19 protein-coding genes are annotated in these 26,507 nt (G+C 66.8%); 10 read left to right on the top strand and 9 right to left on the bottom strand.

Annotated features, from left to right (window positions below):
• Positions 1-110: 110 nt before the first annotated feature.
• The 3 genes from upp to CK620_RS02620 all read right to left on the bottom strand — a co-directional run bounded on the left by upp (position 111) and on the right by CK620_RS02620 (position 2,583).
• Positions 111-752, bottom strand: a complete 642-nt coding sequence (upp, locus tag CK620_RS02630) for a uracil phosphoribosyltransferase (RefSeq protein ID WP_095538733.1) — start codon at positions 750-752, stop codon at positions 111-113.
• A 73-nt stretch (positions 753-825) separates the two neighbouring features.
• Complete coding sequence (locus CK620_RS02625; protein ID WP_095543429.1) at positions 826-1,836, bottom strand: inorganic phosphate transporter; 1,011 nt, start codon at positions 1,834-1,836, stop codon at positions 826-828.
• 96 nt (positions 1,837-1,932) lie between these two features.
• On the bottom strand, positions 1,933-2,583 hold the full coding sequence (locus tag CK620_RS02620) for a DUF47 domain-containing protein (RefSeq protein ID WP_095543417.1): 651 nt from the start codon (positions 2,581-2,583) through the stop codon (positions 1,933-1,935).
• Positions 2,584-3,123: 540 nt separating this feature from the next.
• Here CK620_RS02620 and CK620_RS02615 point away from each other — a divergent pair.
• From CK620_RS02615 to CK620_RS02585, 7 genes are read left to right on the top strand one after another with little or no spacing between them, the layout of a single operon-like run.
• Positions 3,124-3,486: a roadblock/LC7 domain-containing protein gene (locus tag CK620_RS02615; protein ID WP_095538735.1), complete on the top strand. Its 363-nt coding sequence runs from the start codon at positions 3,124-3,126 to the stop codon at positions 3,484-3,486.
• 18 nt (positions 3,487-3,504) lie between these two features.
• The gene (locus tag CK620_RS02610) at positions 3,505-3,999 is read left to right on the top strand and encodes a PAS domain-containing protein (protein WP_095543416.1); all 495 of its coding nucleotides are present in this window, start codon (positions 3,505-3,507) and stop codon (positions 3,997-3,999) included.
• Positions 3,996-4,748: a phosphate/phosphite/phosphonate ABC transporter substrate-binding protein gene (locus CK620_RS02605; RefSeq protein WP_095548951.1), complete on the top strand. Its 753-nt coding sequence runs from the start codon at positions 3,996-3,998 to the stop codon at positions 4,746-4,748. The genes CK620_RS02610 and CK620_RS02605 overlap by 4 nt, the downstream gene beginning before the upstream one ends.
• 16 nt (positions 4,749-4,764) lie before the next feature.
• Positions 4,765-5,424 (top strand): hypothetical protein, encoded by a 660-nt coding sequence (locus tag CK620_RS02600; protein WP_095548950.1) that lies wholly within the window; start codon positions 4,765-4,767, stop codon positions 5,422-5,424.
• The gene (locus CK620_RS02595) at positions 5,421-7,115 is read left to right on the top strand and encodes a hypothetical protein (RefSeq protein WP_095548949.1); all 1,695 of its coding nucleotides are present in this window, start codon (positions 5,421-5,423) and stop codon (positions 7,113-7,115) included. The genes CK620_RS02600 and CK620_RS02595 overlap by 4 nt, the downstream gene beginning before the upstream one ends.
• A 10-nt stretch (positions 7,116-7,125) precedes the next feature.
• On the top strand, positions 7,126-7,674 hold the full coding sequence (locus tag CK620_RS02590; RefSeq protein ID WP_095543412.1) for a GTP-binding protein: 549 nt from the start codon (positions 7,126-7,128) through the stop codon (positions 7,672-7,674).
• A gap of 5 nt (positions 7,675-7,679) precedes the next feature.
• Positions 7,680-8,315: a hypothetical protein gene (locus CK620_RS02585; RefSeq protein WP_095548948.1), complete on the top strand. Its 636-nt coding sequence runs from the start codon at positions 7,680-7,682 to the stop codon at positions 8,313-8,315.
• 63 nt (positions 8,316-8,378) lie between these two features.
• Here the strand turns inward: CK620_RS02585 and lolA are convergent, their stop codons facing one another.
• Complete coding sequence (gene lolA, locus CK620_RS02580; RefSeq protein ID WP_095548947.1) at positions 8,379-9,023, bottom strand: outer membrane lipoprotein periplasmic chaperone LolA; 645 nt, start codon at positions 9,021-9,023, stop codon at positions 8,379-8,381.
• Positions 9,024-9,366: 343 nt separating this feature from the next.
• On the opposite strand from lolA, the gene CK620_RS02575 reads away from it, so the two are divergent.
• Positions 9,367-10,956, top strand: coding sequence for an AMP nucleosidase (locus CK620_RS02575; RefSeq protein ID WP_095548946.1), 1,590 nt, complete (start codon positions 9,367-9,369; stop codon positions 10,954-10,956).
• Between the two features lie 179 nt (positions 10,957-11,135).
• Here CK620_RS02575 and CK620_RS02570 read toward each other — a convergent pair whose 3' ends face one another.
• The 5 genes from CK620_RS02570 to hrpA form a co-directional block, all read right to left on the bottom strand.
• Positions 11,136-12,191 carry a restriction endonuclease gene (locus CK620_RS02570; RefSeq protein WP_238945984.1) on the bottom strand — a complete coding sequence of 352 codons (1,056 nt, stop codon included), beginning with the start codon at positions 12,189-12,191 and terminating at the stop codon, positions 11,136-11,138.
• 51 nt (positions 12,192-12,242) lie between these two features.
• On the bottom strand, positions 12,243-13,451 hold the full coding sequence (locus tag CK620_RS02565; RefSeq protein WP_095548944.1) for an efflux RND transporter periplasmic adaptor subunit: 1,209 nt from the start codon (positions 13,449-13,451) through the stop codon (positions 12,243-12,245).
• Positions 13,452-13,457: 6 nt separating this feature from the next.
• Positions 13,458-15,818: an ABC transporter permease gene (locus CK620_RS02560; RefSeq protein WP_095548943.1), complete on the bottom strand. Its 2,361-nt coding sequence runs from the start codon at positions 15,816-15,818 to the stop codon at positions 13,458-13,460.
• Between the two features lie 37 nt (positions 15,819-15,855).
• Positions 15,856-16,677: an ABC transporter ATP-binding protein gene (locus CK620_RS02555; RefSeq protein ID WP_095548942.1), complete on the bottom strand. Its 822-nt coding sequence runs from the start codon at positions 16,675-16,677 to the stop codon at positions 15,856-15,858.
• A gap of 601 nt (positions 16,678-17,278) precedes the next feature.
• Positions 17,279-21,544 carry an ATP-dependent RNA helicase HrpA gene (gene hrpA, locus CK620_RS02550; RefSeq protein WP_095548941.1) on the bottom strand — a complete coding sequence of 1,422 codons (4,266 nt, stop codon included), beginning with the start codon at positions 21,542-21,544 and terminating at the stop codon, positions 17,279-17,281.
• A gap of 99 nt (positions 21,545-21,643) precedes the next feature.
• On the opposite strand from hrpA, the gene CK620_RS02545 reads away from it, so the two are divergent.
• Positions 21,644-22,153, top strand: a complete 510-nt coding sequence (locus CK620_RS02545; RefSeq protein ID WP_238945983.1) for a DUF1543 domain-containing protein — start codon at positions 21,644-21,646, stop codon at positions 22,151-22,153.
• A 182-nt stretch (positions 22,154-22,335) separates the two neighbouring features.
• On the top strand, positions 22,336-26,457 hold the full coding sequence (locus CK620_RS02540; protein ID WP_143325880.1) for a DUF11 domain-containing protein: 4,122 nt from the start codon (positions 22,336-22,338) through the stop codon (positions 26,455-26,457).
• Positions 26,458-26,507 lie beyond the last annotated feature (50 nt).

Here is a 26,507-nt window from a genome sequence, read left to right as displayed (position 1 = left end):
CGCGCCTGTGCAAGCCTGTGCAATAGCAGGCGCGATGCCTGCCGCCCTGGCTTGGCTGGGCCAGTCAGCCGCGCAGGGCGCAATGCGCGGCTGGCGTGGCGTGCGGCCGCTTACTTGGTGCCGAAGATGCGGTCGCCCGCGTCGCCCAGGCCAGGCAGGATGTAGCCGTGCTCGTTGAGCTCACGATCCAGCGCGGCGGTGTAGATGTGCACGTCCGGGTGGGCCTTTTGCAGCAACTGCACCCCCTCGGGCGCGGCCAACAGGCACAGGAACTTGATCGAGCGCGGCCCCAGCGATTTGACGCGATCGACGGCGGCCACGACCGAATTGCCGGTGGCCAGCATGGGATCGACCAGGATGACGTCGCGCTCGGCCACCTCGGAAGGCATCTTGAAGTAGTACTCCACGGCCTGCAGCGTCTTGGGGTCGCGGTACAGGCCGATATGCCCCACGCGCGCGCCAGGCACGACGTCGAGCACGCCTTCGAGGATGCCGCCACCAGCGCGCAGGATCGACACCAGCACCAGCTTCTTGCCGTCGATCATCGGCGCCTGCATGGTCTCCAGCGGGGTTTCGATCTGCACCATGTGCACTGGCATGTCGCGCGTGACCTCATAGGCCATGAGCGTGCTCAGCTCGTGCAGCAGGCGGCGAAAGCTGCTGGTGCTGGCGGTCTTGACGCGCATCAGCGTGAGTTTGTGCTGCACCAGCGGGTGATCGACGATGTGCAGCGTGTCGTGGTTGATGCTCATGGGGCAATCCTGATCGGTGGTTTCAAAGCGCCTGCGTGCAGATCATGGCTCGGGGGCAGGCGCTTGATGGGTTTCAGTAAATCAACAGGCTGAGCCAGTAGGCCAGCGCAGCCACAAAGGCGCTGGCCGGGATGGTAAAGATCCAGGCCCAGACGATGTTGCCGGCCACGCCCCAGCGCACGGCGCTGGCGCGCTGGGTGGAGCCCACGCCCACGATGGCGCCGGTGATGGTGTGCGTGGTGGAGACGGGAATACCGATGATGGTGGCCAGAAACAGCGTCAGCGCGCCACCGGTTTCGGCGCAAAAGCCGCCCACGGGCTTGAGCTTGGTGATCTTCTGGCCCATGGTCTTGACGATGCGCCAGCCGCCGAACATGGTGCCCAGCGCAATGGCCGCATAGCACGAGAGGATCACCCACATCGGCGGGGCGCTGGCCTCCTGCCCCATGTAGCCGGTGCCAATGAGCAGCAGCCAGATGATGCCGATGGTCTTTTGCGCATCGTTGCCGCCATGGCCCAGGCTGTAAGCGCCAGCCGAAACCAACTGCAAGCGACGGAACCACTTGTCCACATGGCCGGGCCGGGTGCGCCGAAACAGCCAGGCCACGGCCACCATCATCAGCGAGCCCAGCAGGTAGCCCAGCAGCGGCGAGACGAAGATGAACAGCACCACCTTGGCCACGCCCAGCAGCTCCAGCGCGCCCGGGCCGGACTTGGCGATGACAGCGCCCACAATGCCGCCGATCAGCGCATGCGAGGAGCTGCTGGGGATGCCGTAATACCAAGTCAGCAAGTTCCAGCTGATGGCCCCGACCAGCGCGCCGAAAACCACATGGGTATCGACGAACTGCGGCGCAACAATGCCCTTGCCCACGGTGGCGGCCACACTCAGGTGAAAAACAAAGATGGCAATGAAGTTGAAAAAAGCCGCAAACAGCACAGCGTGCGTGGGCTTGAGCACGCCTGTGGAAACCACGGTGGCAATCGAGTTGGCCGCATCGTGAAAGCCATTCATGAAGTCAAACACCAGGGCCAATACCACCAGCAAGACCACCACCCACAGGGCGGCCTGCGTCACTGCCATCACTTCCATCGCTCAATCCTGCAAAACGGGTTTAAGGGCATAGCCAAGGCGCACGCTAGGCCAGCTGGGCTTTGCGCACCCCAGGCCCAGGCATGTTCAGGAGTTTTCCAGCACGATGCCTTCGACGATGTTGGCCACGTCCTCGCAGCGGTCGCTGATGGTCTCCAGCAACTCATAGATGGCCTTGAGCTTGATGAGCTCGCGCACGTCGTCAAGATCCTCACGGAACAGCGCGCTCATGGCCGTGCGCAGCACGCGGTCGGCATCGCTTTCGAGCTGGTCGATCTCCTCGCAGGTTTTCAGGGCCGCCTCGGCCACGCTGGCATCGGCAATCTTGTCGAGCATGGCGATGGCGCTGTGCAGGCGCTCGCAGCAGCGCAAATCCAGCTCCGCCAGATTGCGCATGGCTGGGGTGAGCTTTTGCACGTCGTAGAGCACCAGCGCCTCAGCCACGTCTTGAATCAGATCGGCCACATCGTCCAGCGCATTGATCAGGCTGTGGATCTGCTCACGGTCAATAGGGGTGATGAAGGTCTGGTGAATGGCCCTGTTGACCTGGTTGGTGATCGCATCGGCCTCGTGCTCGGCATCGTCGATGGCGCGGTTGTGGCGCTCGCGCGCAGCCGGATCACTGTAGTTGTCCACCAGCTCTAGCAGCGCCTGGGCCGCGCGCATGACGTAATCGGCGTGCTGGTTGAACAGCGCAAAAAAATTGCCCTCACGAGGCAAGAGCTTCCCGAACAGCATGGCAACTCCCTTGAAAAATTGATCTGGCCGTCGCTGGCGCCATCACCCATTGCTGCGCCGCAGCGTCAATTGGGCTGGACTGGCAGGCGATTGGAAACATTGATACAAAATTGTAAACGATGCCTTTGCCCGCCCACCGTACCCAGCAACCTATAAGACTGGCAAACAAAGCTGAGCAGAAGCCAGCGTCACTTTGCAGCGCCAAGCTTGGCCAGCGTGAACAGGGCCTGGTCAAACAGCGATTCGCTTTGACGACACTATCGCATAAACTCGCTATCACAATTTTAAAAGCCCTGCAAGAATGTGACTTTCGATCCAAGCAAATTCAGGCGAAATCTTCCTTTTTGTGCCGTTTTGTATTCAAATGTAGCAATTGCTGTCAGGGGTGCCTTGCAAGAATCCAACGCCCGCTTGGCTGCTGGATTCTTGCGGGGCATCTCTTGAGCCCATGGCCACCTGGCCACAGCGGCGCAGGGCGACTGCGCCGCTGCAGGCAGGTTTTGGCGCTGGGCATTCAATCTGAAAAAGAAGGGACTGACCATGCGTACCGACATGCTCCAGCAGGTGCTGGAAGAACTCAAGGGCTCCTCGGCCGATGTGGAGGCCTCCGCGCTGATCTCCACCGACGGGCTGATGATTGCCTCCGCACTGCCCAACGGCATGGACGAGGATCGCGTGGGTGCGATGTCGGCGGCGCTGCTGTCACTGGGCGACCGCGCCGTGCGCGAGCTGGCGCGCGGCACGCTCGAGCGCGTGCTGCTGCAGGGCGATCGCGGCTACGTCATCATGAGCTCCTCGGGCACGGAGGCGGTGCTGACCGTGCTGGCCAAGCACAACGCCAAGCTCGGTTTGCTGTTTCTGGACATCAAGCGCGCAGCCGAAGCGCTGTCCAAGCTGGTTTGACGCAAGGAGGGCCGGCCAATGGCATTCCCCCCGATGCAACCCGCTGATGACGCGCAGCAAACGCATACGCTGCACTTTCACGACGGCAGCAGCCGCACAGTGCAGGTCAGTCAGCGTGAAATCCCCTACCCGGACGGGCGGCTGATCATCTCCCGCACCGACCTGCAAGGCATCATCACCCACGCCAACGAGGCCTTCGTCGAGCTCTCGGGCTACACGCGCGAGGAGCTCATCGGCCAGCCGCACTGCGTGCTGCGCCACCCAGACATGCCCCGCGCGGCCTTCAAGGATTTGTGGGACACCGTCGCCGCAGGCAAAAAGTGGCACGGCTACGTGAAAAACCTGCGCAAGGACGGCGCGCACTACTGGGTTTACGCCACGGCCGTGCCCAATGTGCGCAACGGACAAATCGTGGGCTACACCTCGGTGCGTCGCAAGCCATCTCGCAAGAAGATTGCTGAGATGAGCGCCTTGTATCAGCAATGGCTGGCCGCCGAAGGGAGCGCGTCATGACACTGAATCTGCTGATCGCACCGGATTTCGCCCCCGAGCGCTTTGCTGGCTGGCACATGCTCAACACCCTGCTGCAGAAGAAGTCGGGGCTGCATCTGCACCTGCTGACCCCAGCCTCGGCGGCCGAGCAGGCCGAGCTCATCGCCCAGGGCCATGTGCATTTGGTCTATGCCAACCCGTTCGATGCTGCCTCGATGGTGCGCGAGGCTGGCTATCGCGCCATCGCGCGACCGGTGGGCAAATCCGATGAAATGGTCATCGCCACCAGCGCCGTCTCGGCGCTGGGCAGCGTGGAAGACCTGCAGCCCGGCGCACGCATCGCGCTGACCGACAACAAGGACGTCAAGCTCATCGGCCTGCGCCTGCTGGAGCCGGCCGACCTGGGAGATGCCGACGTGCAATGGCAGCTGGTGGACAACTACCAGGCCGCCGCGCGCCTGGCCATCAAGGGTGAGGTCGATGCCAGCTTCTTCCTGGCCGAGGCCTACCACTCGCTCTCGCGCCTGACGCGCTCGCAGCTCAAGCCACTGATCGAGAGCAAACTGGCCGACATCACCCATGTGCTGCTGGTGCAGGGCAGCGTGGAGCCAGAGATGGCCCAGCGCATCGGTGCAGCGCTGCTGGGCCTCAATGGCACGCCCGATGGCCAGCCGGTGCTCGACGAGCTGGGCATGGGCGGCGGCTTCGAAGCCATGAGCGAAGAAGACGCCGAGTTCATGATCGACCTGATGGACACCCTGCTGGACTGAAGCAGCGGCAACACCCATGAGCGCGCATCAACCGGCCCGCCCGCCTCGGCCCGCCCCGGCCCAAGCCCAGGGCGCCACGGCGCCCGCCGGCCTGGCCGCGCCGCAGGCCCATCATGCCGCCCGCGCCCGCTTGCGTCAGGCCAGCCGTCTGGTGCTGCAAGCGCCAACAGACTTGGCCTTGCATGCCCAGCGCATCCAAATGGCCCTGGCCTTGCCGGGTACAGAGCCGCTGCAAGCGGCCTTGGTGGACATGCTGTGCCGTTGCAAAGCCCCGCCCCAGGCACTGTGCGAGGAGCTGGCCCAGCCGGCCGTGCGCGAGCGCCTGCCCGCCCCCGCCTGGCAAGCGCTGCACGCCCAGGCGCAAAGCGGCCAGCCGCTGCCGCGCGTCACGCCGCTGGCCACCCGCTGGTGCATACTGGCCAGCCCCTCACTGGATGTGCCGCAGCGGGCTTGGCTGTGCGGGGTGGACGACTCGCGCACCATTGCCGCGCACGCGCTGGCCCCATTGCAGGCAGGCGATGCAGAAGCCGAGCAAGACTTTCTGGCGCACTGCCTAGGCTCGCACGACACCCTGGCCTTCATGCTCGCGCGCCGTGCATTGCAACGCCAGAGCATTGCGCTGTCCCCGCAATGGGAGCACACCATGCAGGCGCTGCAGCAAAGGATGGATGCATGAACGACAACTGGGTATTGCTGGCCGGGCTGACCGACCACGAGGCCGCCGCCATCGAGATCATGATCAACATGACTTGGCGCGACCAGCGCTGCATTACCCTGCGCCGCGACCTCTCGCTGAGCATCCCTGAGCAGACTGCGCAGGCCAAAGCCTGTCGCTACTGCGTCATCGACCTGTTCAGCCTGGGGCTGCGCAAGCATTCGCCCGACAACGAAGTTCTGCTGCTGCAGTTTTTGGCTGGCCGCTCTGCCGTGCTGTTGATGCGCGGCAGCGGCAGCGGCTGGTTCGACGCCCTGCTGCCGCTGCAGCCCGGCCAGCACATCACCTGCCTGAGCATGCCCTACAGCAGCATCGCCCTGCGCGATGCCCTGCAGAAAATCAAAAACGCCAACGCCGCCGATGCGCAGCGCACGCCTGCCGCAGCCCAGCCCAGCGCCCGCCAGCCTGTGCATGCCGCCGCATCAGCGCCATCTGCCTCGTCCGCAGGAGCAACCCAACCCCGCGTCACTGACGACGCAGCGGCTGACAGGCCGCGCGCGGAGGCCATGCCGTCGCGCTCTGCACCTTCCCGCTCTGCGCCCTCCCCCGCGCCTGCTCCTGCCACTGCGCCCGCTCCCATGCCCGCCTGGCGCCGCGCCTTGCAGTTGGCCGAGCGCCTGCACGCCGAGCGCAGCGCGCGCCAGCCCGCTGCCGCCCAGCAGCCACCCGCTTCGCCCCCGGCGCCAAGCACTCGGCCAACACCGAACCCGCCGCGCGAGCCCGTCGCCCCCACGCCCCCGCAGCCAGTGGCCAATCGCCCGGCCAATCGCCCGGCCAGTCACCCGGCCCGCAGCGCCCAGGCGCCTGCCCGCAGCATCGCAGCAGCCCCGCCAGACCAGACAGGGGCAGCCAAAAGCCTGTCCGTAGCCCCGCCAGCCGTGCCTTTGTCCGCCCAAGCCATGGGCCTGCGCACAGGTGCCTGGGCCCAGCTGCTGCGCACCCTGCCAGCCCTGAAGGGGGTTGCGCTGGCAGACTTTATCGGCCAAACGCTGCAGGACACACTGGGCGAAGGCCTGCAACTCTGGCGCATTGGCCCAGTCGTTTGCCTGGTGCATGTGCGCCAGGGCTGGATGGCCACGACAGCTCCGGCGGCCACCTTGCAAAAAATGGTGCATACCCCCGGCCTGCTGCAACGCGTGCAGCGCCAATCCCTGCCCGCCGACGAGTTGCCCAGTGCAGTCCAGCAGTTCTTTGGGCAGTCTTTCGAGCGCATGCAAAGGCCGCTGGATGTGCTGGCCTGGGATTTGCTCAGCGAATCGCTGGACGGCCTGACGCTGCAGGCGCAGGACGACTTCACGCTGCAACTGCGCAGCTTTCCCAACTTCCCGCACCTCACGCGCAGCGATCCACTGGACGTGCAGCTGGCAGCCATCTGTGCCCGCATCCCCCAATCCGTGAATGACCTGTTGCGCGCTTTCCCCCGCCATGAACAGGCCGTGCTGCGCTTTATCACGTTGAGCGTGGCCTGCGGCCTGGCAGTGGTGCTGGACACGCCCGCCCACCAGCACAAAGACACCCCAAGCCCCGATCAGGCCGCCACGGCAAAGCCCACACCTGCAGCAGCGCCCCCGGCAGCTGCGCCAGCCCCCGCCAGCGGCGCCGCCAAGGCGCGGCGCGGCTTCTTCAAGTCCTTGCTGGACAAGCTCTTCTGACCCTGCTGCCATGGCCAATACCTACAAGCTCGTTTTCGCCGGCCCCGTGGGCGCGGGCAAGACCACGGCCATCCAGTCCCTGTCGGACATCGAGGTCGTGCGCACCGAAGCCAATGCCTCCGACGAGGTGCGCCTGCTCAAGCAAACCACCACCGTGGCCATGGACTACGGCCTGATGAAGCTCGCCAGCGGCGATCAGGTACGCCTGTACGGCACGCCCGGACAAAAGCGCTTTGACTTCATGTGGGACATCCTCACCGAAAACGCGCTGGGCCTGGTGCTGATGATCAAGGCCAGCGCCCCCGACCCAGTGGCCGACCTGCGCACCTACACCCAGGCCTTCCGTCCCTTCATCGACAAAACCTCGCTGGTGGTGGGCATCACCCACAGCGAAAGCCGCAGCCCGCAGGTGCGCCACACCCTCTCGCGCACGCTGCTGGAGCTGGGGCTGCCGCCCACAGCCATGGACACCGACGCGCGCAACCGCGCGCACATGGCCATCCTGGTCAAAGCCCTGATCTACGGCATTGACCCCTTCAACGGCTCGCACCAGGGCTGACCACCATGGATGACGCCTTTCTCATGCTCACCCCCGCAGGCGCCTTGCACAGCCATGCGCTGCGCCAGCCTGACGAAGCCTGCGCCGCCCTGCAAAGCCTGATGCACGGCGAGCAAACGCCGCGCCGCAGCGCCTGGCTGGCGCAATCGCCCGCACACCGCGCCGTATTGGCGCGCGCGCTGTACGAAGGCTGGGTGGACGAGCTGCCGCGCAGCCTGCCCGCGCCCACGCTCAACCTCGACCACTACCTGCCGCACGCCATCGCCGGCCTGTCCAGCACGCGCACCGCCGCGCTGGCCTCGGACCAGGGCTTTTGCCTGGCGCGCGTGGGCTACGACGAGCGGCAGGCCGAAACCCTGTGCGCCGTCGCAGCCGATTTCAGCGACTTCATGCAGCGCCAGCAGCAACGCGGCTGGAGCAACAGCGGCCGCGCCATCTCCTTCTACCAAGGCATCGACATGCTGATGCCCGAAACCTCACTGGCCCTGTTCTGGGTGGACGGCGTGGGCTACTGGCTCATCCTCGGCGGCGAGCCGCTGCTCAACAATCGCGCCCTGGTGGAGCTGATCTGGGGCATCCACGCCGCAGGCAGCAAATTTGCCCGCAGCAGCTTGGCGCGGCAACGCTGGCAATCCCGGTAAGCACGCCTTCTTTCTATCTCCAATCAAGGCAAAGGCGCGGCTGCGGCTGCCCGCGCCGCAGCTTCACTGCGCCGGATCGCGCACCACGTCCACGCCTGGCGGCGGCGTGAACTCAAAGCGCTTGGCCGGCAGGGCGATGTTCTTCTCAAAGCCCTCAAAGCGCAGCGCCGAGCGCTGGCCGAAGTTGTCCTCGATCTCCAGCGCCGCCAGGGCATCGCCGGCAAAGCCAATGCGCACGCTGCGCAGCGTGCCATCGCTGGCTTTGGGCGTGGCCAGCACCCATTGCAGGCCGTCGGCGTCCGGGGCGCTCTCCAGCTTGAAGTCGCGCTCCAGCGCCGCGCGCGTGCTGGCCGAGGAGACGATGGCCGCCGGCGTACTGCTCAGCGCCCGCTGCTGATCGCGCGCCGTGACCTGCTCCAGATCGGGGTCGTAAATCCACAGCGTCTTGCCATCGCCGACGATTTGCTGCGCAAATGGCTTGAGGTAATCAAAGCGGAACTGCCCGGCCGGGCGCGCAAAGGCAAACGTGCCGCTTGAGCGCGTCACGCGGCCAGCCTCGCCATCGCGCGGCGGCGCCGTCACCGTCTGCGTGAAGCTGGCCTGGCCCGACTGCACCTGCTGCACGAAACGCTCCAACGCCTGCAGGCCATCGGCCCAGGCCCAGGGGGCCAGCAAGGCCAGCGCCAGGGAAACTGCGGTTTTCTTCATGGGAAAGGCTTTCATCAAAAACAGGCCCGGCGCAGCGCCAGGCCTTGTGAACAGATTCTTGGGAAGAAGCTGGCCCGCATTGTGCCCAAGCCAGCCACGGCAAAAAACTTCCCTTGGAGGCAGGCAAGCCTGCACAGTTCAACAGCCCAAGGGGAAATTGCACTTTTTTGCAGATGCCAGGCCGTGGCCTATTGAGGCTCGTTGTGCCTCGTTGTGCCTTGCGGTGCCTCATGGTGCCTCATCGTGCCTCATCGTGCCTCATCGTGCCCATGCAGACCATTGTCACAATCGCCGGGCATACTGCGAGGCTTGGCCCCTCCTCTGAAAACCCAAGCGCCCCGACATGCCCGAGCCCCGCCTGCACGACAGCCCCGAGCCCGATACGCCCTGCCCCTCCTCCTGGAGCCTGCACACCGACGCCGACAGCGCGCTGGCCGCCGTGGCCGCGCTGTACCAGCAGCAAACCAGCCTGCTGCGCCACGGTCTGCAGCGCTTTCTGGCCGGTGAGGACACGGGCCCCGTGCGGGCCTGCTATCCACAGGTGCGGATCACGCCAGCCCACACCGTGGACAGCGCCCTGGCCTCCTTCAACACCCAATCGGCCTATGGTTTCGTAGCCGGGCCGGGTTGTTACCAATCGACCCTGACGCGCCCTGACCTGTTCGCCGACTACTACCGCGAGCAGTTTGCGCTGCTGCTGCAGCACCACCGCGTGCCGCTGCAAGTGGGCCTGAGCGGCGAGCCCATGGCGCTGCACTTTGCCGACGTCGAGCAGGCCCTGGCCGATGCGCCGCTGAGCCCGCAGCGCAAGCAGCTGCTGCACCTGTACTTCGACGCCCCAGACCTGCTGCGCGTGGACGATGACGTGGCCAACGGCACGGCCCGCTTCGCCCCTGGCGAGCCTCAACCCCTGTCGCTGTTCACCGCCCAGCGCGTGGACCTCTCGCTGCAGCGCCTGCGCCACTACAGCGGCACCGCGCCCGAGTGCTTTCAGCACTACGTGCTGTTCACCAACTACCAGTTCTACATCGAAGAATTCCTGCGCACCGCGCAGGCCGAGCTGGCCCGCGAGGACAGCGCCTACACCGCGCTGATCGAACCGGGCAACCGCATCAGCTGGCGCAGCGGCCTGGGCCCGGCCAGCGCCCAGGTCGAACCCTGGCTGGCCGCACTGGCAGCCCAGAACGCCCAGGCCAGCGGCAGCGCCAACCACGCCGCCAGCGGCCACAGCACTGGCCGCCTGCCGCAAATGGCCGCCTACCACCTCGTGCAGCCCGGCGGCCAGGGCATCACCCTGGTCAACATCGGCATCGGCCCGGCCAACGCCAAAACCATGACCGACCACATCGCCGTGCTGCGCCCGCACGTGTGGATCATGCTCGGGCACTGCGCCGGGCTGCAAAGCAGCCAGCAACTGGGCGACTACGTGCTGGCGCACGGCTACATCCGCGACGACCACGTGCTCGATGAAGACCTGCCCACCTGGGTGCCCATCCCCGCGCTGGCCGAAGTGCAGCAAGCGCTGGAGCAAGCCGTGGGCCAGGTCTGCGGCGTCAGCGGCCTGCAGGTCAAGCGCATCATGCGCACCGGCACCGTGGCCAGCACCGACAACCGCAACTGGGAGCTGCTGGACTACCAAACCCCGCTGACGCGCTTCAAGCAAGGCCGCGCCATCGCCCTGGACATGGAAAGCGCCACCATCGCCGCCAACGGCTACCGCTTCCGCGTGCCCTACGGCACCCTGCTGTGCGTGAGCGACAAGCCCCTGCACGGCGAGCTCAAACTGCCCGGCATGGCCAACCAGTTCTACCGCGGCCGCGTGCTGCAACACCTGCAAATCGGCATCCAGGCCATCCAAATCCTGCAAGCGCAGGAACACGCCCGCCTGCACAGCCGCAAACTGCGCAGCCACGCCGACGTGGCGTTTCGCTGAGCAAGAGCAGAAGCCCCTTGGGGTGGTTGAGATTGGGTTTGCGAAGCGGTTTTCCGAGGCAAAAGCCGCAAATGCAAGGCGAAAGCGCGCGCAAGGTTGGACACCTTGCAAGCGTTTTCAACGCAGCAGTTGAGGGTTTTGACCGAAAACACCGCCGCAACACTCAATCTCAACAACCCCTAACGCATGGCCAGCGTGTTCCTGCAGCGCGGGTAATTCACACAGCCCCAGAAGCGCTGCCCCGTCTTGCCGTGGGCGCGCTCAGCCATCTTCACGCCACAACTGGCGCAAGTGGGGCGCCAATACTCCCCCTCAAAGGCCACCGCCAGCAGTGCAGCCTGCTGCTCGGGCGTGCGCGAGGCAATCAATTTCAGCAAGCCCGCGCCATCCTGCGCGTTGATGCCGTGGGCGCGAGCAAAGGCCAAGGCATCGGCTGTAAAGCGCGAGCTGGTGGCATAGGTGCCGCGCTTGAGACCATGCGAAGCCATCACGCCGAAAAACTCCCGCATGGCCGACACCGGCACGGGCCTGCCCTGCCAATGCTTGCACTGCACCACACTCACCAGCGCGCCGCCTGCGTGGCGCGAATGCAGCCAGATATCGACCCCGCCATCGGCCCCGTGCGATTGCGAGCGCGCCTCAAACCCCGCCTGCGCGAACAGTGCTTGCACCACCGCCTCGAAGCGCCGCCATTCGATGGCAGCAAAAACTTCGGGGCTCCATCCGCTCAGGCGCTCGTGGGCGGGCATTGCAGTGCGCGCCTGGATGTTGGGCGTCACCGATTCGCACTCGGGCTGATCTGCCTGCCTGGCAGCCTGCAAGCCGACATCCCCCTTGGCCTGCTCGGCAACAACCGTTGCACTGTGCTCGACAGCCGCTGGCACTGCAGCAGCCCGAAAAGCCGCGTCCTGCTGCTTGCGCCATTGATGAAACCCTAGCAACAACAGCCCCAGACCCAGCGCCATCACGCCGGGAAAGCGCAGCAACGCATTCAGCCCTACCAACACGGGATGCGCCCCCAGCAACATAGGCGCGAGCAATAAAACACAGCCCACAACCATCAGCCCGAAACCGATTTCAGGCAGGCTGACCTTGGATTTGCGACGTTTCATAAAGTCAAAATGGATGGAAAGTTCAATCTCGAGCAATGGACGTACAAGCATAGGATGCGGCACTTGATTCGCATGGCAATGGGCTTGCCATTGGGGGAAAGCCTGTACGAATCCAGCAGCCAATGCGTGCGCTGCAGGGCTTAAAAATGCCAAGAGCCGATGGCTAGGAAGCCGCTAAACAGCCCCATCCCCACTGCTGCGCACGCGTGCGCCGTCGTGCAGTTGGCTGTCGGGCTGCAGCACCACGGTGTCACCCGCTTGCAGGCCTTGTTCGATTTGCACGGCGCTGGCCGCGCGCAGGCCGATTTGCACCGGGGTGTGGCGGGCGCGGCCTTGCTCGATGCGGTAGACGGCCCAGCCCTCGGCGCTGCGAAACAGCGCGCTGGCGGGCACTTGCAGCACTTGCTCGCGCTGCTGGGTGATGAATTCGACCTCGACGTGGAAGGCGTCGCCCAGCGCCTGCCATTGCGCGCGCGGGCTGGTGATGTCCAGCAGCACGCGGGTGCGCTGCTCTTGCACGCCCAGGGCGGAGACTTTGGTGAAGCCCGCCGGCTCGATGCGGCGCACGCGCGCCTGCAGCTGGCCGGGGCCGCCCCAGCGCAGCACTTGCGCGGCCATGCCGGGGGCCAGTTGCACGGCATCGGCCGAGAGCACCTCAACTTCCAGTTCCAGATCGCTCAGGTCGCCGATTTCCAGCAGGGGCTGGCCGGCGGCCACGGGCGTGGCGCTTTCCTGCATGCGGCGCAGCACCTGCCCGTCGATGGGCGCGCGCACGGCCAGCACTGGCGCGGCGCTGCCCTCGGGGGCTTGGCTGCTGCCTTGTTGCAACTGGGCGCGGGCCGCTTCGATGCCTTGCTGGGCCACGCGCTCTTCGGCGCGGGCGGCGGCGAGCTGGGCACGCGCCGTTTCGGCACGGCTGCGAGCCTGGTCGAGCTGCCCGGCGCTGGCCGCTCCTGCGGCCTGCAGCGGCGTCAGGCGCGCCAGTTCGCTGCGCGCCAGTTGCAGCTCGGCCTGGGCGGCGGCGCTGCGCTGGCGGCTTGCGGCCAGCGTGGCTTGGGCGCCGCGCAGCTGGGCCTGCAGCTGGCCGCGCGTGCGCGCGTCCAGCAGGCCGGAGGTGGCTGGCTCGATTTCCGCCAGGGTTTGCCCGGCCTGCACGGCATCGCCCACCTGCAGGGCGATGCGGCGCAGCTGGCCGGCCACCGGCGCGCTGAGCACGTAGCGCTGGCGGATGCGCGTGCGCCCTTCTTCGGTGAAGCTGACGGTCAGCGGCCCCTGGCTGGCGCTGGCCGTGGCCACCAGTTGCGTGGGTTCGCGCAGCGCCACGGCCAGCAGGGCCAGCACGGCGGCGGCGGCCAAGATCACGAGCAGGATTTTGCGAAGCATGGGGGGTCACTCCCGGGTTTTCAGGACTTCGATGAGGTCGAGGCGGCGCAGGCGCCAGACGATGACCAGGGCGGAGAGCGCGGCGCTGGCTAGGGTGGTCAGCGCCGCGATGGCATAGGTGCTGGGCTCGACGACCAGCGGGATGCGGTAGAGGTCGTTTTGCAGCCCGGCGATCATGGCGGCGATCAGCCCGTAGCCCACGGCCATGCCCAGCGGCAGCGAGAGCAGCACCAGCACGGCCATTTCGCCCAGCAGGATGTAGGCCACCTCGCCCTGGCTCAGGCCCAGCACGCGCAGGCTGGCCAGCTCGCGGCCGCGCTCGGACAGGGCCATGCGCATGGCGTTGTAGACCACGCCGACGTTGACGATCATGCCCATGACGATGGCGATGGTGGAGAAGGTGCCGCTGACGCGGGCCATCATGTCGAGAAAGGCTTCGATGGCGGTGTGGCGCTGATCGGTGCCCACGACCTTGGGGCGCGCATCGAGCGCGCGCAGCACGCCCAGCTCATGGCCGGGCAGCACGGTGAGCACGGCGCTGCTCACCAGCGGGCCTTCGCCCAGGCTGCGGTTGAGCGTGCCCAGCTCCATGTAGGCCGAGCTGCCGTTGAGGTCGTAGATGGTTTGCACCACGGGCAGTTGCAGCATCTTGCCGCGGCCTTCGAGCACTTCGACCCAGATGCGATCGCCCACGCGCAGGCCAAACCACTGGGCAAAGTAATCGCCCAGGATGATGCCGCCGGGCTGCGGCGCCACCGGCTGCAGCGCGGGGCTGAGCAGCTGGCGAAGCCGCGCATCGCCGGCCAGGCCTTCGAGCATCAGCAGCTTTTGCCGCCCATCCAGGTGCAGGCGCACGGGCACGCTGCGCTGGCCTTCGACCTGCTCAACGCCCGGCAGCGCCGCCAGCTCGTGCAGCGCGCTGCGCGGCATGGCCTCGACGAAGGCCACCGAGACATCGTGCCGGCGTGCCAGGCGGTACTCCACGTCCAGCATGTAGCGCACCGAGGCGCTTTGGAAGTTACCCACCACGACGATGCCGCCGGCCGCGGCCAGGCCCAGCAGGCTCAGCAGCGCCTTGCCGGGGCGGCGTTCGAGCTGGCGCCAGATCATGCGCGTGGGCTGGGAGAGAAAGCGCGCCAGGCCCAGGCGCTCGAGCACGGTGCGGCCAAAGCGCTCGGGCGCGGGCGGGCGCATGGCCTGGGCCACGGGCTCGCGCGCGGCCGCATACACCGCATGACCGCTGCCCACCAGCGCCGCCAGCAGGCTGATGCCCGCGCCGATGGCCACCACGTGCGGGTTCAGGCTGAAGCGCAGGTAGGGAAAGTGGAAGTTGATCTGGTAGAGCCCGGCCATGCCCTGGCCCAGCCAGATGCCGGCGGCCACGCCGATGAGCGTGCCCAGCGCGCAGATCAGGCCAACGATCAGCCCATAGTGCAGCGCCACCTGCGCCGTGCTGTAGCCAAAGGCCTTGAGGATGGCCACCTGGTCGCGCTGCAGGCTGATCAGGCGCTTGAACACCATGTTCAGCAAGAAGGCGGCCACGCCCATGAAGATGGCCGGGAACATCCAGGTCATGGTCGCCAGCTGGCGGAACTCCTCATGCAGGATGCGGTGCGAGAGCTGCTCCATGCGGCCGGTGGCCACGCTGCTGCCGTGGCGCGCCAGCTGCCGGTTGAGCGCGCCGATGACGGCCTGCTCGTTGCCGCCGGGGGCCAGGGCGATGGTGGCCTGGTTGAAGGCGCCCTTCATGTCCAGCGCCGCCGCCAGGCTGCGCTCGGGCATCCACAGCACGGTGTAGCGCGCCTCGTCGGGGAACATGGCCCCGGGCTTGACCTGGTAGATGTGCTCGGCGGACATGGCAATGCCGCTGATGCGCATGCGCTGCGCGCGGCCCTGCAGCGTCACTCGCAGCGCATCGCCAGGGCCCAGCCGGTGCGCCTTGGCAAAGGCTTCGCCCACCAACACCTCATCGGCCGCGCTGGGCAGGCGCCCGGCGCGCAGGTACAGGCGGTTCTGGCGCGGCTGGCGGCCATCATCGGGCAGCGATTGCGCCAGCGCCTGGGCCGGCTCGCCAAAGCCGGGCACCTCCAGCTTGGCGCCAGCGGCCAGGCGGGTTTCCACCTCGGCCACGCCGGGGATTTCTGCCAGCTGGCGCGCCAGGCTTTGCGGCGCGCGCTTGAGCTGCACCCAGATGTCGGGAAAGCGGCTTTCCTGGTAGATCTGCGCGCGCGTGCTGCGCAGCGATTCCAGCGTGGCCTGCGACATCACCAGCATGGCAATGCCCGAGGCGATCACCAGCGCAATGGCCAGCGCCTGGCCGCGCATGCGCCACAGATCGCGCAGGGCCTTTTGGTGCAGCGCCTTCATCGCGGGCCCCTCCCGGCCTGGCCGCCCATGCGCCGCATTACCAGCGCAGCTCCTGCGCGGCCAGGCGCTGGGCGTTGCGCTGCTCGCGCACGATCTGCCCGTCCTGCATCCACAACACGCGTTCGGCCATGCGGGCGATGTCGGCGTTGTGGGTGATGATGACCGTGGTCGTGCCCATCTCGGCGTTGACGCGCTCGAGCGCCTGCAGCACCAGCACGCCGGTGGCCGAATCGAGCGCGCCGGTAGGCTCGTCGCACAGCATCACCGCCGGGCGCTTGGCAATGGCGCGGGCAATGGCCACGCGCTGCTGCTCGCCGCCCGAGAGCTGGGCGGGGAAGTGGTCCAGCCGCTTCTCCAGCCCGACCAGCGCCAGCGCCTGGGCCGGCTCCAGCGGATCCGGCGCGATCTCGGTGACGATGGCCACGTTCTCACGCGCGGTCAGGCTGGGGATGAGGTTGTAGAACTGGAACACAAAGCCCACGTGCTCGCGCCGAAAGCGCGTCAGCGCCGCATCACTGGCGCGGCTCAGATCCTGCCCGCAGTACCAGACCTGGCCGCTGCTGGGCACGTCCAGCCCGCCCAGGATGTTCAGCAGCGTGGACTTGCCGCTGCCCGAAGGCCCCAGCAGCACCACGAACTCGCCCGCGTGCAGCTCCAGGTCAATGCCGCGCAGCGCCTGCACCTGCACTTCGCCCGCGCCATAGACCTTGGTCAGCCCCTGGGCGCGAAAGATCAGCTCGCGCGCTGGCGGCGTTGACGTCGGCGGCGCCGGCTGCGGCGCGGCGGGCGGCTTGGTGGACGGCGCGGCGGCCGCCTGCGATGCGGCGGCGCTGTTGGCTGCGTGCAGATGCTCCCTCATGGCTGTGTCTCTCCACCGCTGTGACCGCGGCTGCGCCATTGTGCGCGAAAAACCGCTGGCCGCCGGCAAGCACTGATGGGGCGGACAGGCCATGGCGCAGAGCCTGCCCCTTTGCGCCCTCTCGTGCTCTTTCGTGCCATTGCGTGCCGCAGTGTGCGGAAAGCTTGCCGCACACCCCATGCAGAGATCGCACTTGGTGGCTGCCGCCTGCACTGGCTTTGAGGGCCGAGGCCGGGATGTGCGCCTGGCGCAATCGCTACTTCTCGGCAATGCTGAGAGCAGGTGCTTGGGCGACGACGACCTAAGGCCGAGCGCAGCGATGGCCCGGGCAGCGCCCCTTGCTGCCTGCGACCCCGGCGCGCAGCGCCGGGGTCGCAGGCAGCAAGGTCGTTTTTCTTTGGTCACTTTCTTTTTTCGACAAAAAAGAAAGTGACTGCGCCGCCGGGCGCACATCCCGGCCTCGGCACTCAAAGCCGGCGCAGGCAGCAACTATCCCATGCCATCTCGTGCAGGGGGCTGGCATGGACTCACGAACAAACCGCCCCACAGACCGCCCCAATCCGCGCCCTTGCCCGCCCGTGCAGCAACTTTGAGCAGGCGCTCAAGCCACCACCTGCGCCCAGACCTTCTCCAGCCGCTTGACGGACACCGGCTGCGGGGTGCGCAGTTGCTGGGCGAAGAAGCTCACGCGCAGTTCTTCCAGTAGCCAGCGGTAGTCCTGCAAGGCGGCGTCTTGCTGGCCCTTTCGCTGGGCCAGCAGCTTCCAGTAGCGCGCCTCCAGCGGGGCGATTTCGGCTTGGCGGGCCTGGTCGCGCGCGGGGTCTTCGCGGTATTTGTCCAGCCGCATCAGCATGGCCTTGAGGTAACGCGGATAGTGCTTGAGCTGGGCCTGCGGCGTGGCCTGCACGAAGCGCTTGCCCATCAGGCGCTCGAGCTGCTGGCGCACGTCGGCCACGGCCTGCTCAGCGCCTTTCATGTCCTTGAGCTTGCGCACGATCTGCGCGTATTCGGCCAGGATTTGCCCAGCCAGGCGCGCCACTTCCTGCGCCAGCAGCGACAGGCGCGGGCGGCCATCCTTGAGGCGCTGCTCGAATTGCTCGGCGTTGATGGGCAACGGCTCTTGCAGGAAGGCCAGGTCGATAGCGACGGCGATGATTTGCGCGCGCAGCTCCTCCAGCGTGCCCAGCGGCATGTAGGCCACGGCCATTTTTTGCAGCTCGGGGATGTTTTTTTCCAGGTATTTGAGCGCGTCCTTGATGTGCAGCGCGAACAGGCGCGCCAGGCCCTGGCGGTGGACTTGGGCGGCCGCTTCAGGCTCGTCAAAGACTTCGATGGTGACGGCATCGCCCTGATCGACCAGGGCCGGAAAGCCGATGAGTTTGCGGCTGCCTTTGCCCCATTCCATGATTTCGGGCAGCTCGCCAAAGTCCCAACTGGTGTGGCGTTGCTCGGGTTCGCCCAGGGCGTTGGACTCGCTCTGGGCGGCGGGCGTTTGCCCCTTGCCCTGCCCTGCCCCGCTGGCGGCGGTGGGCGTTGCAGCGGCGGCTGGGCGAGCGTTTTTGCCCGCGTCTTTGTCCGTTTTTTCGGCCGTTGTTTCGGCCGTTTTTTCGCCACTGCTCTTGCCGCCCTCATCGCTTTGCGCCAGTTTCAGCCCGGCCAGGGCCTGAAACGCCCCGCGCGCTTGCTGGCCCAGCTCGGCCTTGAGGGCGGCGAGGTTGCGGCCCTGACCGAGCTGGCGGCCGTGCTCGTCCACGACGCGGAAGTTCATGAACAGGTGCGCACTGAGCATGTCGGCCTTGAAGTCCGTGGGCTTGATCTCCAGCCCGGTCTTGGCGCGCACCCATTGGCGCAGGCGCTCGTGCAAATCGCCCTGGGCGAAGCTGCCCTCCTCCAGCCAGGCCTTGGCGATGGCTTCTGCCGTTTCGGCCAGCGGCAGCAGGCGCGAGCGCGGGCGCTGCGGCAGGCTTTTGAGCAGGGCCTGCACTTTGGCTTTGAGCATGCCGGGCACCAGCCAGTCGGCGCGCGCTTCCTGCACCTGGTTGAGGGCGTACAGGGGGATGGTGACGGTGACGCCATCGCGCGGGTTGCCCGGCTCGTGCAGGTAGCTGGCGTTCAAATCCATGCCCGCCAGCTTGATGGTGGGCGGGAAGGCGGCGGTGGTGATGCCTGCGGCCTCGTGGCGCATCAGCTCGTCTTTTTGCAGCTCCAGCAGTTGCGGCTGCTGGCGGCGCTCCTGGCGGTACCACTGCTCAAGCTGGCGGCCGTTGCACACGGCCTCGGGGATGAGGCGGTCGTAGAAGGCATAAATCAGCTCCTCATCGACCAGCACATCCTGGCGGCGCGATTTGTGCTCCAGCTCCTCGACCTTGGCGATGCGCTTGCGGTTGGTGGCCAGGAAGGGGAATTTGCGCTCCCACTCGCTGGCGTAGTCGCCCTGCACCAGCGCCTGGCGGATCATGATCTCGCGCGCGGCGGCCGGGTCGATGCGGGCAAAGGGCACGCGCCGCCCGCTGTAGACGACCAGGCCGTAGAGCGTGGCGCGCTCCAGCGCCACGGCCTCGCCCGCTTTTTGCTCCCAGTGCGGCTCCAGCAGTTGTTTTTTCAGCAGGTGCGCGCCCACTTCCTCCAGCCATTGCGGCTCGATGTTGGCCATGCCGCGGCCATACAGGCGCGTGGTTTCCACCAGCTCGGCGGCCACCACCCAGCGGCCGGGCTTTTTGCGCAGCCGCGCGCCGGGGTGGCGGTAAAACTTGATGCCGCGCGCGCCCAGGTAATGCTCGGCCTCATCGGGCTTGAAGCCGACGTTGCCCAGCAGCCCGGCCAGCAGCGAGAGGTGCAGCGCCTCGTAGCTGGCTGGGCCGTTTTGCTCGTGCAGCTTCCAGCCCTGTTCGGCCACGGCGGCGGCCAGTTGCTGGTGGATGTCGCGCCACTCGCGCACGCGCCGCACGTTGATGTAGTGGCTGCGCAGCAGGTTTTCGTATTGGCGGTTGGAGAGGCGGTGCGTGGCCTGGGCTGGCGCTGCGCTCTCTGGCCCTGGCCCCGGCGCTGCGGGCGTGGTGGCCGCTGCGGGTGAGGCGGGCGCGGCCACGGCGCGCTGCGCCACCGGCAGGGCCGCGTGGCCTCGCCCGGCCTTGCCACGGCCTTGCGCCTGCGCAGCGGCCTGGGCCTGCTGACGCGCCGAGGGCAGGTTGGCGGCCTTGCCGCCGCGCGCGTCGTGAATCCACTGCCAGAGCTTGAGGTAGCTGGTGAACTCGCTTTTCTCGTCGTCAAAGCGCGCGTGGGCCTGGTCGGCCTGGGCCTGTTTATCCAGCGGGCGGTCGCGCACGTCCTGCACCGACAGGGCGGCGGCCACCACCAGCACCTCCTGCAAAGCGCCGCGCGCGCGCGCCTCGATCAGCATGCGCGCCACGCGCGGGTCCAGCGGCAGGCGCGCCATCTGGCGGCCCATCTCGGTCAGCTCGCGCTGCTCGTCCACCGCGCCCAGCTCCTGCAAGAGCTGGTAGCCATCGGTGATGGCGCGCTGCGAGGGCGCTTCCAGAAACGGGAACTCCTCCACCGCGCCCAGGCCCAGCGACTTCATGCGCAAAATCACCCCAGCCAGCGAGGAGCGCAGGATTTCCGGATCGGTAAAGCGCGCTCGGGCGGCAAAGTCCGCCTCCTCGTACAGGCGGATGGCCACGCCATCGGCCACGCGACCCGAGCGCCCGCTGCGCTGGTTGGCCGCAGCCTGGCTGATGGGCTCGACCAGCAGTTGCTCCACCTTGCTGCGGTAGCTGTAGCGCTTGACGCGCGCCGTGCCCGCATCGATCACATAGCGCACGCCGGGCACGGTCAGCGAGGTTTCGGCCACGTTGGTGGCCAGCACCACGCGCGGCGGCCCGCCGGTCTCGAACACGCGGTCTTGCTCGGCTTGCGAGAGGCGCGCAAATAGCGGCAGCACGGTGCAGTGGCGGCGCACCGGGTCGTGCGAGAGGTGCTTGTGCACGTGGTCGGCGGCCTCGCGGATCTCGCGCTCGCCGGGCAGGAACACCAGAATGTCCCCGCCCGGGCGGCCTTGCCACAGCTCATCGACGGCATCGGCGATGGCGGTGTTCAAGTCCGTCTCGCGGCTTTCCTCGAACGGCCGCCAGCGGATTTCCACCGGATAGGTGCGGCCCGAGACGTACAACACCGGCGCAGGCCCCTTGGCCGAGGCGAAATGCTGGGCAAAGCGCTCCGCATCGATGGTGGCGGAGGTAATGATGAGCTTGAGATCGGGCCGCCGCGGCAGGATTTGCTTGAGGTAGCCCAGCAAAAAATCGATGTTCAGGCTGCGCTCGTGCGCCTCGTCGATGATGAGCGTGTCGTAGGCCTTGAGCAGTGGGTCGGTCTGCGTCTCGGCCAGCAAGATGCCGTCGGTCATCAGCTTCACGCGCGCGTTCGGCCCCAGCCGGTCATTGAAGCGCACCTTGTAGCCCACCACCTCGCCCAGCGGCGTTTGCAGCTCCTCGGCAATGCGCTTGGCCACGCTGGAGGCGGCAATGCGCCGCGGCTGGGTGTGGCCAATCCACTGCCCGCGCCGCCCATCCTTGCCGCGCTGGCCGCGCCCCAGCCCCCGGCCCAGCGCCAGGGCGATCTTGGGCAGTTGCGTGGTCTTGCCCGAGCCGGTCTCGCCACAGACGATGACCACCTGATGCGCGCGCAGGGCGCGCTCGATCTCCTGCCGCCGTGCGGACACAGGCAGGCTATCTGGGAAGCTGATGTGCAGCGGAGCCGCTGGCGCAGCGGGCGTGTTCGGTGCCGAGGGCGGCGTGGCGGCAAGGCCGGAGCGAGGGCGAGCGGGCCGGGACGGGCCAGATGCGGAGTCGGTGGCGGAGTCGGAATTCATCGGGGGCGGATTATCCTGCAGGCACTGCCCATGCCCGCCCTGGCAAGCAGCGCCGCTCCATACAATGCCGCCGCTTCCCATCCCATATACCCAAGCCCCATGGACACCACCCCGCAGCTTTTCATGTTCTACCTCGGCGGCAGCGCCGGGCGCTCCAATATCGAGGTACATGATGTGCAATTCGTCGCCTGCCAACGTATGCAGGACGCCATCCCCGCCCTCAAGGCCGCCTGGTTTGGCGACCCGGACAAAGTCCACATCGACGGTTACCAGCGCCTGAACTGGGCCGATGGCCACGCCATCACGCTGGCGCGCGAGCCCGCCGCCGCGCAGCCGCGCCTGTACTTCGTCAATATGGGCGGCTACCTGCCCGAGCAACTGGCCGAGGCCCATGCTTTCGGCCTGTTCGTCGCCCCCGATGCCGAGACTGCCAAGGCCAAAGCCAAGGCCACGCTGCTGACCGGGCACGCGCAGCACCACAAGGACAACCTGTTGAGTGTGGACGACTGCCTGCTGCTGGCCCAGGTGGACGGCTGGCACATCCACCTGCAACCACAACCAGGCGGCAGCGCCCTGCCCCCGCAGATGCAGGGCTACCACCCCATTTGAGCGCCTGCGCGCACCTTGCGCGGCAAAGCACCATCCATGCAGGGCAAGTACCGTCACGCATGTTGCAACTGTGTGCTTTTGCAAACAATGCAGCCCCCAGCTTCCAAGCCAAGGGTAAGCCCGATATATTGCACGTTCGCAACCTTTTACAACAGCTTCAATATTTCAGGGGGAACTTGCACATGAAAAGAAGAAGCAAATACGCGCTGCGCGCCATTGGCGTAGCGGCTGCATGGGCCGCGATGGCCGGTGTCGCGCAAGCCGACACCGTATTGCTGGGGATCAATCTCGATCCCGGCTCGATCAACGGCCTGACGCTGGAGCCCCACCAGATCAAGGTGGTCATCAAGAACGAGCCTTCGCTGCCGGGCACGGCCACGAACGCCCCGGTCGAGCTGGAATTGCCCCCCAACCTGGGCGGCCTGAAGCTGATCTCCAGCGGCGCGGCCAACTGCACCACTGCGCCCATTACCGTGCCAGGCAGCACGGGCAATGGCCACACCGTCTCCTGGACGATTGCCTCGCTGGCCCCGAACGCCAGCTGCGAATACATCTTCGAGGCCGTGCCACTGGTGGTGGGCTCTTACGGCTTCAGCGCAAAGGTGAGCACCGGCCCGGCAGACAGCCAGCAGGCCGGCTCCGCCGACCCGGTGGAGGTGGAAAACAACCGCACTGTGGGTATCAAGCCCGTGGCGCTGAAGGTGGAAAAAACCATTGTGCAAATCAATGGCCAGCCCGCCCAACCATCAACCGACCCTGATCTGAATGGCATCAAGGCCTTTCAGGCCGGCTATGGCCAGCCTGTGCGCTACCAGCTGCGTTTCACCAATGCCTCGGACGTACCGCTGAATCTGGGCGAGCTCAACGACTACTGGGCCGATTACGAATACCCCATTACCCACGCCTTCCCCCGTTGGCGACGCAGCCAACGCCCGCTGAGCTCCACCACCGAAAACGCCAGCTGCGCCGTGGAGCACAACACGCCTCAACCACCGGGCACAGCCACCCAATCGGTCTGCCCTGAAGCAGTCGAGAACGACCCGAACATTGCCAACATCGTGCTCAATGGCGGCCAAGGCACAGACCTGCGCCCCATCGAGGTGCCGCGCCCCATGAGCGGCGTGATGCTGGCCGCGGGCGAGACCATGGTGCTGGAGTACGACCGCACCTACCAGCCTTCGGACTGTGGCGAATCGCTGCTGCGCAACGGCATTGAGTGGGAAGTCAACAAATACTCCAACAGCGCCCAGTCCATGCAGGTGCAATGGCAAGGCAATGGCAATGGCACCGATGAGGTGTTCCTGGCCCTGCCCATGGGCGGCAGCGGGGCATGTGAGGCCGTCGAGCTGAACCTCCAGGCGACGAAAAAGCTGGTGGAAATCAACGGCCAGGCCGTCACCGGCACTGGCACGCAGGCCCTGCCCGACCCTGGCCCAGGTGCAGATGCAAAGTCCACCGCGGTGTTTGAAATCAGAGTCACCAACGGGCACACGCCATCGCTGGAGAACTACCTGGCCCAGCCCAACACGCCCAATGACATCCTGTTCACGCTGTACGACCTGTACCGCACGGTCGACTTTGGCGCAGCGCCGAGCTTCCACCCCAACAACTCCCTGCAGGAGCAAATCAAGGTGGAAAGCTGCACCAGCAGCATCCCGGGCAAGGCCTGCGACCTGATCAATCCGGCAGAGCATGGCTTTGACCCCAGCAACCCGAACCACGGCAAGGACTGGGGCCCGATTGTCAGCGGCAGTGGCTCGGCCATGTGGGATCAGATTGCGCTGGAGCTGAATGAGACCGTCACGCTGCACCTGGCCGTGCAATACCGCCACAACCCCGGTACCGACGCCCCGCTGTGCCGCAAGAGCGTCAACACCATGGTCAATGCGCTGAACGTCGAGGTCGTCAAGCGACCAGAGGACTCAGGCATCGTGTTCGATGGCCGGACCGAGTTCGATGGTTCGCGCCCTGGTTCGCTCACCGGCACCCACCAAACCCCGCTGGAGCTGCTGGCGGACCTTCCGCTGTGCGTAGCCATGAGCACGAACAAAAGCGTGACGGTCACCAATCACCATGACGTGCAGTTCACGCTGGATTTCACCAACGCCACCAGCGCCAACACCGGCCTGATCAGCCCTGTGGGCAGCGCCGTCAACCCGCTCAAGCAGGTGGTGCTCAGCGACCCGCTGCCCGCCAGCTTCAAGGCCGACGCCAATGGCGTGAGCTGTGAAGTGGTGCAGGGCACGGGGGGCAACGCCGTGCTGCCCAACCCGCCCATCTCGGCAGCCAATATTGATGCCAACAATGTGTTCAAGGCCACCATCCCCGAGATCGAGGACAAGGCCCAAATCCGCTGCACCATTAAGGGCAAGGATTTGACTGCCGGCCAGCACAAAAATGAGGCGCGGGCCGACGTCGATCCTCACAACGGTGCGGGTGCTGCCGGGCCCACGTACCGGGATCCATTTGGCCGCAACGTCGGCTCGGCCACCTATCTGATCTCCGGCCCGCAGCTGAAACTGAACAAGGCCGTGCAAGGCCCGCTGCAGCCCGGCGGCGAGATCACCTGGACCATCGTGGCCAGCAACATCAGCGCTTCGCCCACCAACGGCACCATCAAGGACACCGTGCCTGCCATGTTCGAGTCCTTCACCTGGACTTGCGCCAGCACCGGCACGGCCGGCGGCTCCTGCGCCACGGCCAATGGCGCTGGCGCTGGCGGCGAGACCATCTCGGTCAGCGCCGTCATCCCAGCCGCCACCAGCAGCACTGCCGTGGGTGAGATCACCCTGACCGTCAAGGGCAAACTGCCTGCTGGTCAGTTGCCGACTCAGGTGAACAACAGCGCCACGCTGGAGCTGCCACCAGGCGCCGGCTGTATCGACCCGGCCACCAACCAGGCTGCGACTCCGCCCTGCAAAGCCGATGCCAGCATCGGTGCCACCTTGGTGGCACTGAGCAAGACGGCCCTGCCCGCAGGCACCACCAGCTACACCCCAGGCAGCGAGGTGAAGTTCGCCGTCGAGGTGCGCAACCTCAGCACCACCAGCCAGGCCACCGTGCGCCTGCAGGATGCACTGCCCGCAGGCACCACTGTGATGAGCTGGGAGTGCATGGACCAGGCCAGCAACGCCTGCGGCAATGGCGCGGGCGCCTTGGATCTGCCCGCCCTGGTGCTGGCCCCTGACGCGCGTCAGACCTATACGGTGACGGTGCAAGTGCCTGCCGGCTTCACTGGCAATCTGGAGAACATCGCGCGCTTGACGCCGCCTGCAGACGGCTTCTGCCAAGTCGCAGGAGGCATCCAGCCCGCAGGTCAAGCTTGTGAGGCCCCGGTCAGCCTGACGCCGGCCGCCCTGCCACCGCCGCCGCCGGCATCTGTGCTGCGCATCACCAAAACCACCGCTAGCACACAGTTGCAGCCCGGCGGCACGGCACAGTTCACCGTGCAAGTGCAGAACACGGGCACTACGGCAGTGAATGCGGTGCAATTCAACGACGCCCTGCCTGCCGGCATCGCCAGCCAGGCTTGGACCTGCGCTGCCGCGCCCGCTGGCAGCTGCTCCAGCGCCGCAGGCAATGGCGCCATCGACCTGACGCTGGATCTGCCCGCTGGCGCCACAGCCACCATCGCCATCACGGCCACGGCTGAAGCTGCCAACTTGCCGGCCCAGATCGTCAACACGGCCCGCATCACGCCCCCTGCTGGCGCAACGTGCGACCCCGCAACCACCTGTGAGGCCAGCGCCCAGGTTCCCACCTCGACTGGCCCTGGCCCCATTCCATCGAATGGCGTCGTGGCCGTGAGCAAGACGGCCAGCAGCACCAGTGTCGCTGCCGGCGGCAAGATCACCTTTGACATCGTGGTCTCGGCCAGCGGCGGGCGTGACTCGCACGGCGTGCGCATTCAGGACCCCTTGGCAGCGGGCATCGCCAGCCAGACCTGGCGCTGCACCGCAGCCACAGGCGGCGCCAGCTGCCCCACGCCCGATCAGGGCAGTGGCGCGCTCAATGCCGTGCTGACCCAACTGCCCAGCGGTGGCCAGGTCCGCTTCCAGATTGAGGCCACTACCGATGCCGCTCTGCCAGTGGGCAGCCAGGTGATCAACGTCGCCACGTTGAGCGACCTGCCCAGCAACGTGGATTGCGACCCGGCCACCGGCTGCTCGGCCCGCAACGCTGCCGTGCCAGTGATTGCCGCGCCCAGCCCCACAGGCACCGTGCCTGTGCCCGTGGGTGCGCCCTGGATGCTGGCACTGCTGGCGCTGTGCATGGCCGGCCTGGCCCGCCGTCAGCGCCGCTGAGGCCCCATAACTGGCAGGCGGCAGCGCCTGCCGGCTCTGATACAACCCGG

The sequence above is a fragment of the Vandammella animalimorsus genome, assembly GCF_002285285.1.
GTDB lineage: Bacteria > Pseudomonadota > Gammaproteobacteria > Burkholderiales > Burkholderiaceae_C > Lampropedia > Lampropedia animalimorsus.
Note: the sequence above shows the minus strand (reverse complement) of the source record. Positions and strands in the feature narration are given on the sequence as shown.

Bases quoted from the DNA above. Each gene is read 5' to 3' on its own strand.
- hrpA (WP_095548941.1), bottom strand. From the start codon at position 21,544: ATGAATTCCGACTCCGCCACCGACTCCGCATCTGGCCCGTCCCGGCCC.
- CK620_RS02605 (WP_095548951.1), top strand. From the start codon at position 3,996: ATGACACTGAATCTGCTGATCGCACCGGATTTCGCCCCCGAGCGCTTT.
- CK620_RS02610 (WP_095543416.1), top strand. From the start codon at position 3,505: ATGGCATTCCCCCCGATGCAACCCGCTGATGACGCGCAGCAAACGCAT.
- lolA (WP_095548947.1), bottom strand. From the start codon at position 9,023: ATGAAGAAAACCGCAGTTTCCCTGGCGCTGGCCTTGCTGGCCCCCTGG.
- upp (WP_095538733.1), bottom strand. From the start codon at position 752: ATGAGCATCAACCACGACACGCTGCACATCGTCGATCACCCGCTGGTG.
- CK620_RS02575 (WP_095548946.1), top strand. From the start codon at position 9,367: ATGCCCGAGCCCCGCCTGCACGACAGCCCCGAGCCCGATACGCCCTGC.
- CK620_RS02560 (WP_095548943.1), bottom strand. From the start codon at position 15,818: ATGAAGGCGCTGCACCAAAAGGCCCTGCGCGATCTGTGGCGCATGCGC.
- CK620_RS02555 (WP_095548942.1), bottom strand. From the start codon at position 16,677: ATGAGGGAGCATCTGCACGCAGCCAACAGCGCCGCCGCATCGCAGGCG.
- CK620_RS02565 (WP_095548944.1), bottom strand. From the start codon at position 13,451: ATGCTTCGCAAAATCCTGCTCGTGATCTTGGCCGCCGCCGCCGTGCTG.
- CK620_RS02615 (WP_095538735.1), top strand. From the start codon at position 3,124: ATGCGTACCGACATGCTCCAGCAGGTGCTGGAAGAACTCAAGGGCTCC.
- CK620_RS02545 (WP_238945983.1), top strand. From the start codon at position 21,644: ATGGACACCACCCCGCAGCTTTTCATGTTCTACCTCGGCGGCAGCGCC.
- CK620_RS02590 (WP_095543412.1), top strand. From the start codon at position 7,126: ATGGCCAATACCTACAAGCTCGTTTTCGCCGGCCCCGTGGGCGCGGGC.
- CK620_RS02585 (WP_095548948.1), top strand. From the start codon at position 7,680: ATGGATGACGCCTTTCTCATGCTCACCCCCGCAGGCGCCTTGCACAGC.
- CK620_RS02625 (WP_095543429.1), bottom strand. From the start codon at position 1,836: ATGGCAGTGACGCAGGCCGCCCTGTGGGTGGTGGTCTTGCTGGTGGTA.
- CK620_RS02620 (WP_095543417.1), bottom strand. From the start codon at position 2,583: ATGCTGTTCGGGAAGCTCTTGCCTCGTGAGGGCAATTTTTTTGCGCTG.
- CK620_RS02595 (WP_095548949.1), top strand. From the start codon at position 5,421: ATGAACGACAACTGGGTATTGCTGGCCGGGCTGACCGACCACGAGGCC.
- CK620_RS02600 (WP_095548950.1), top strand. From the start codon at position 4,765: ATGAGCGCGCATCAACCGGCCCGCCCGCCTCGGCCCGCCCCGGCCCAA.
- CK620_RS02540 (WP_143325880.1), top strand. From the start codon at position 22,336: ATGAAAAGAAGAAGCAAATACGCGCTGCGCGCCATTGGCGTAGCGGCT.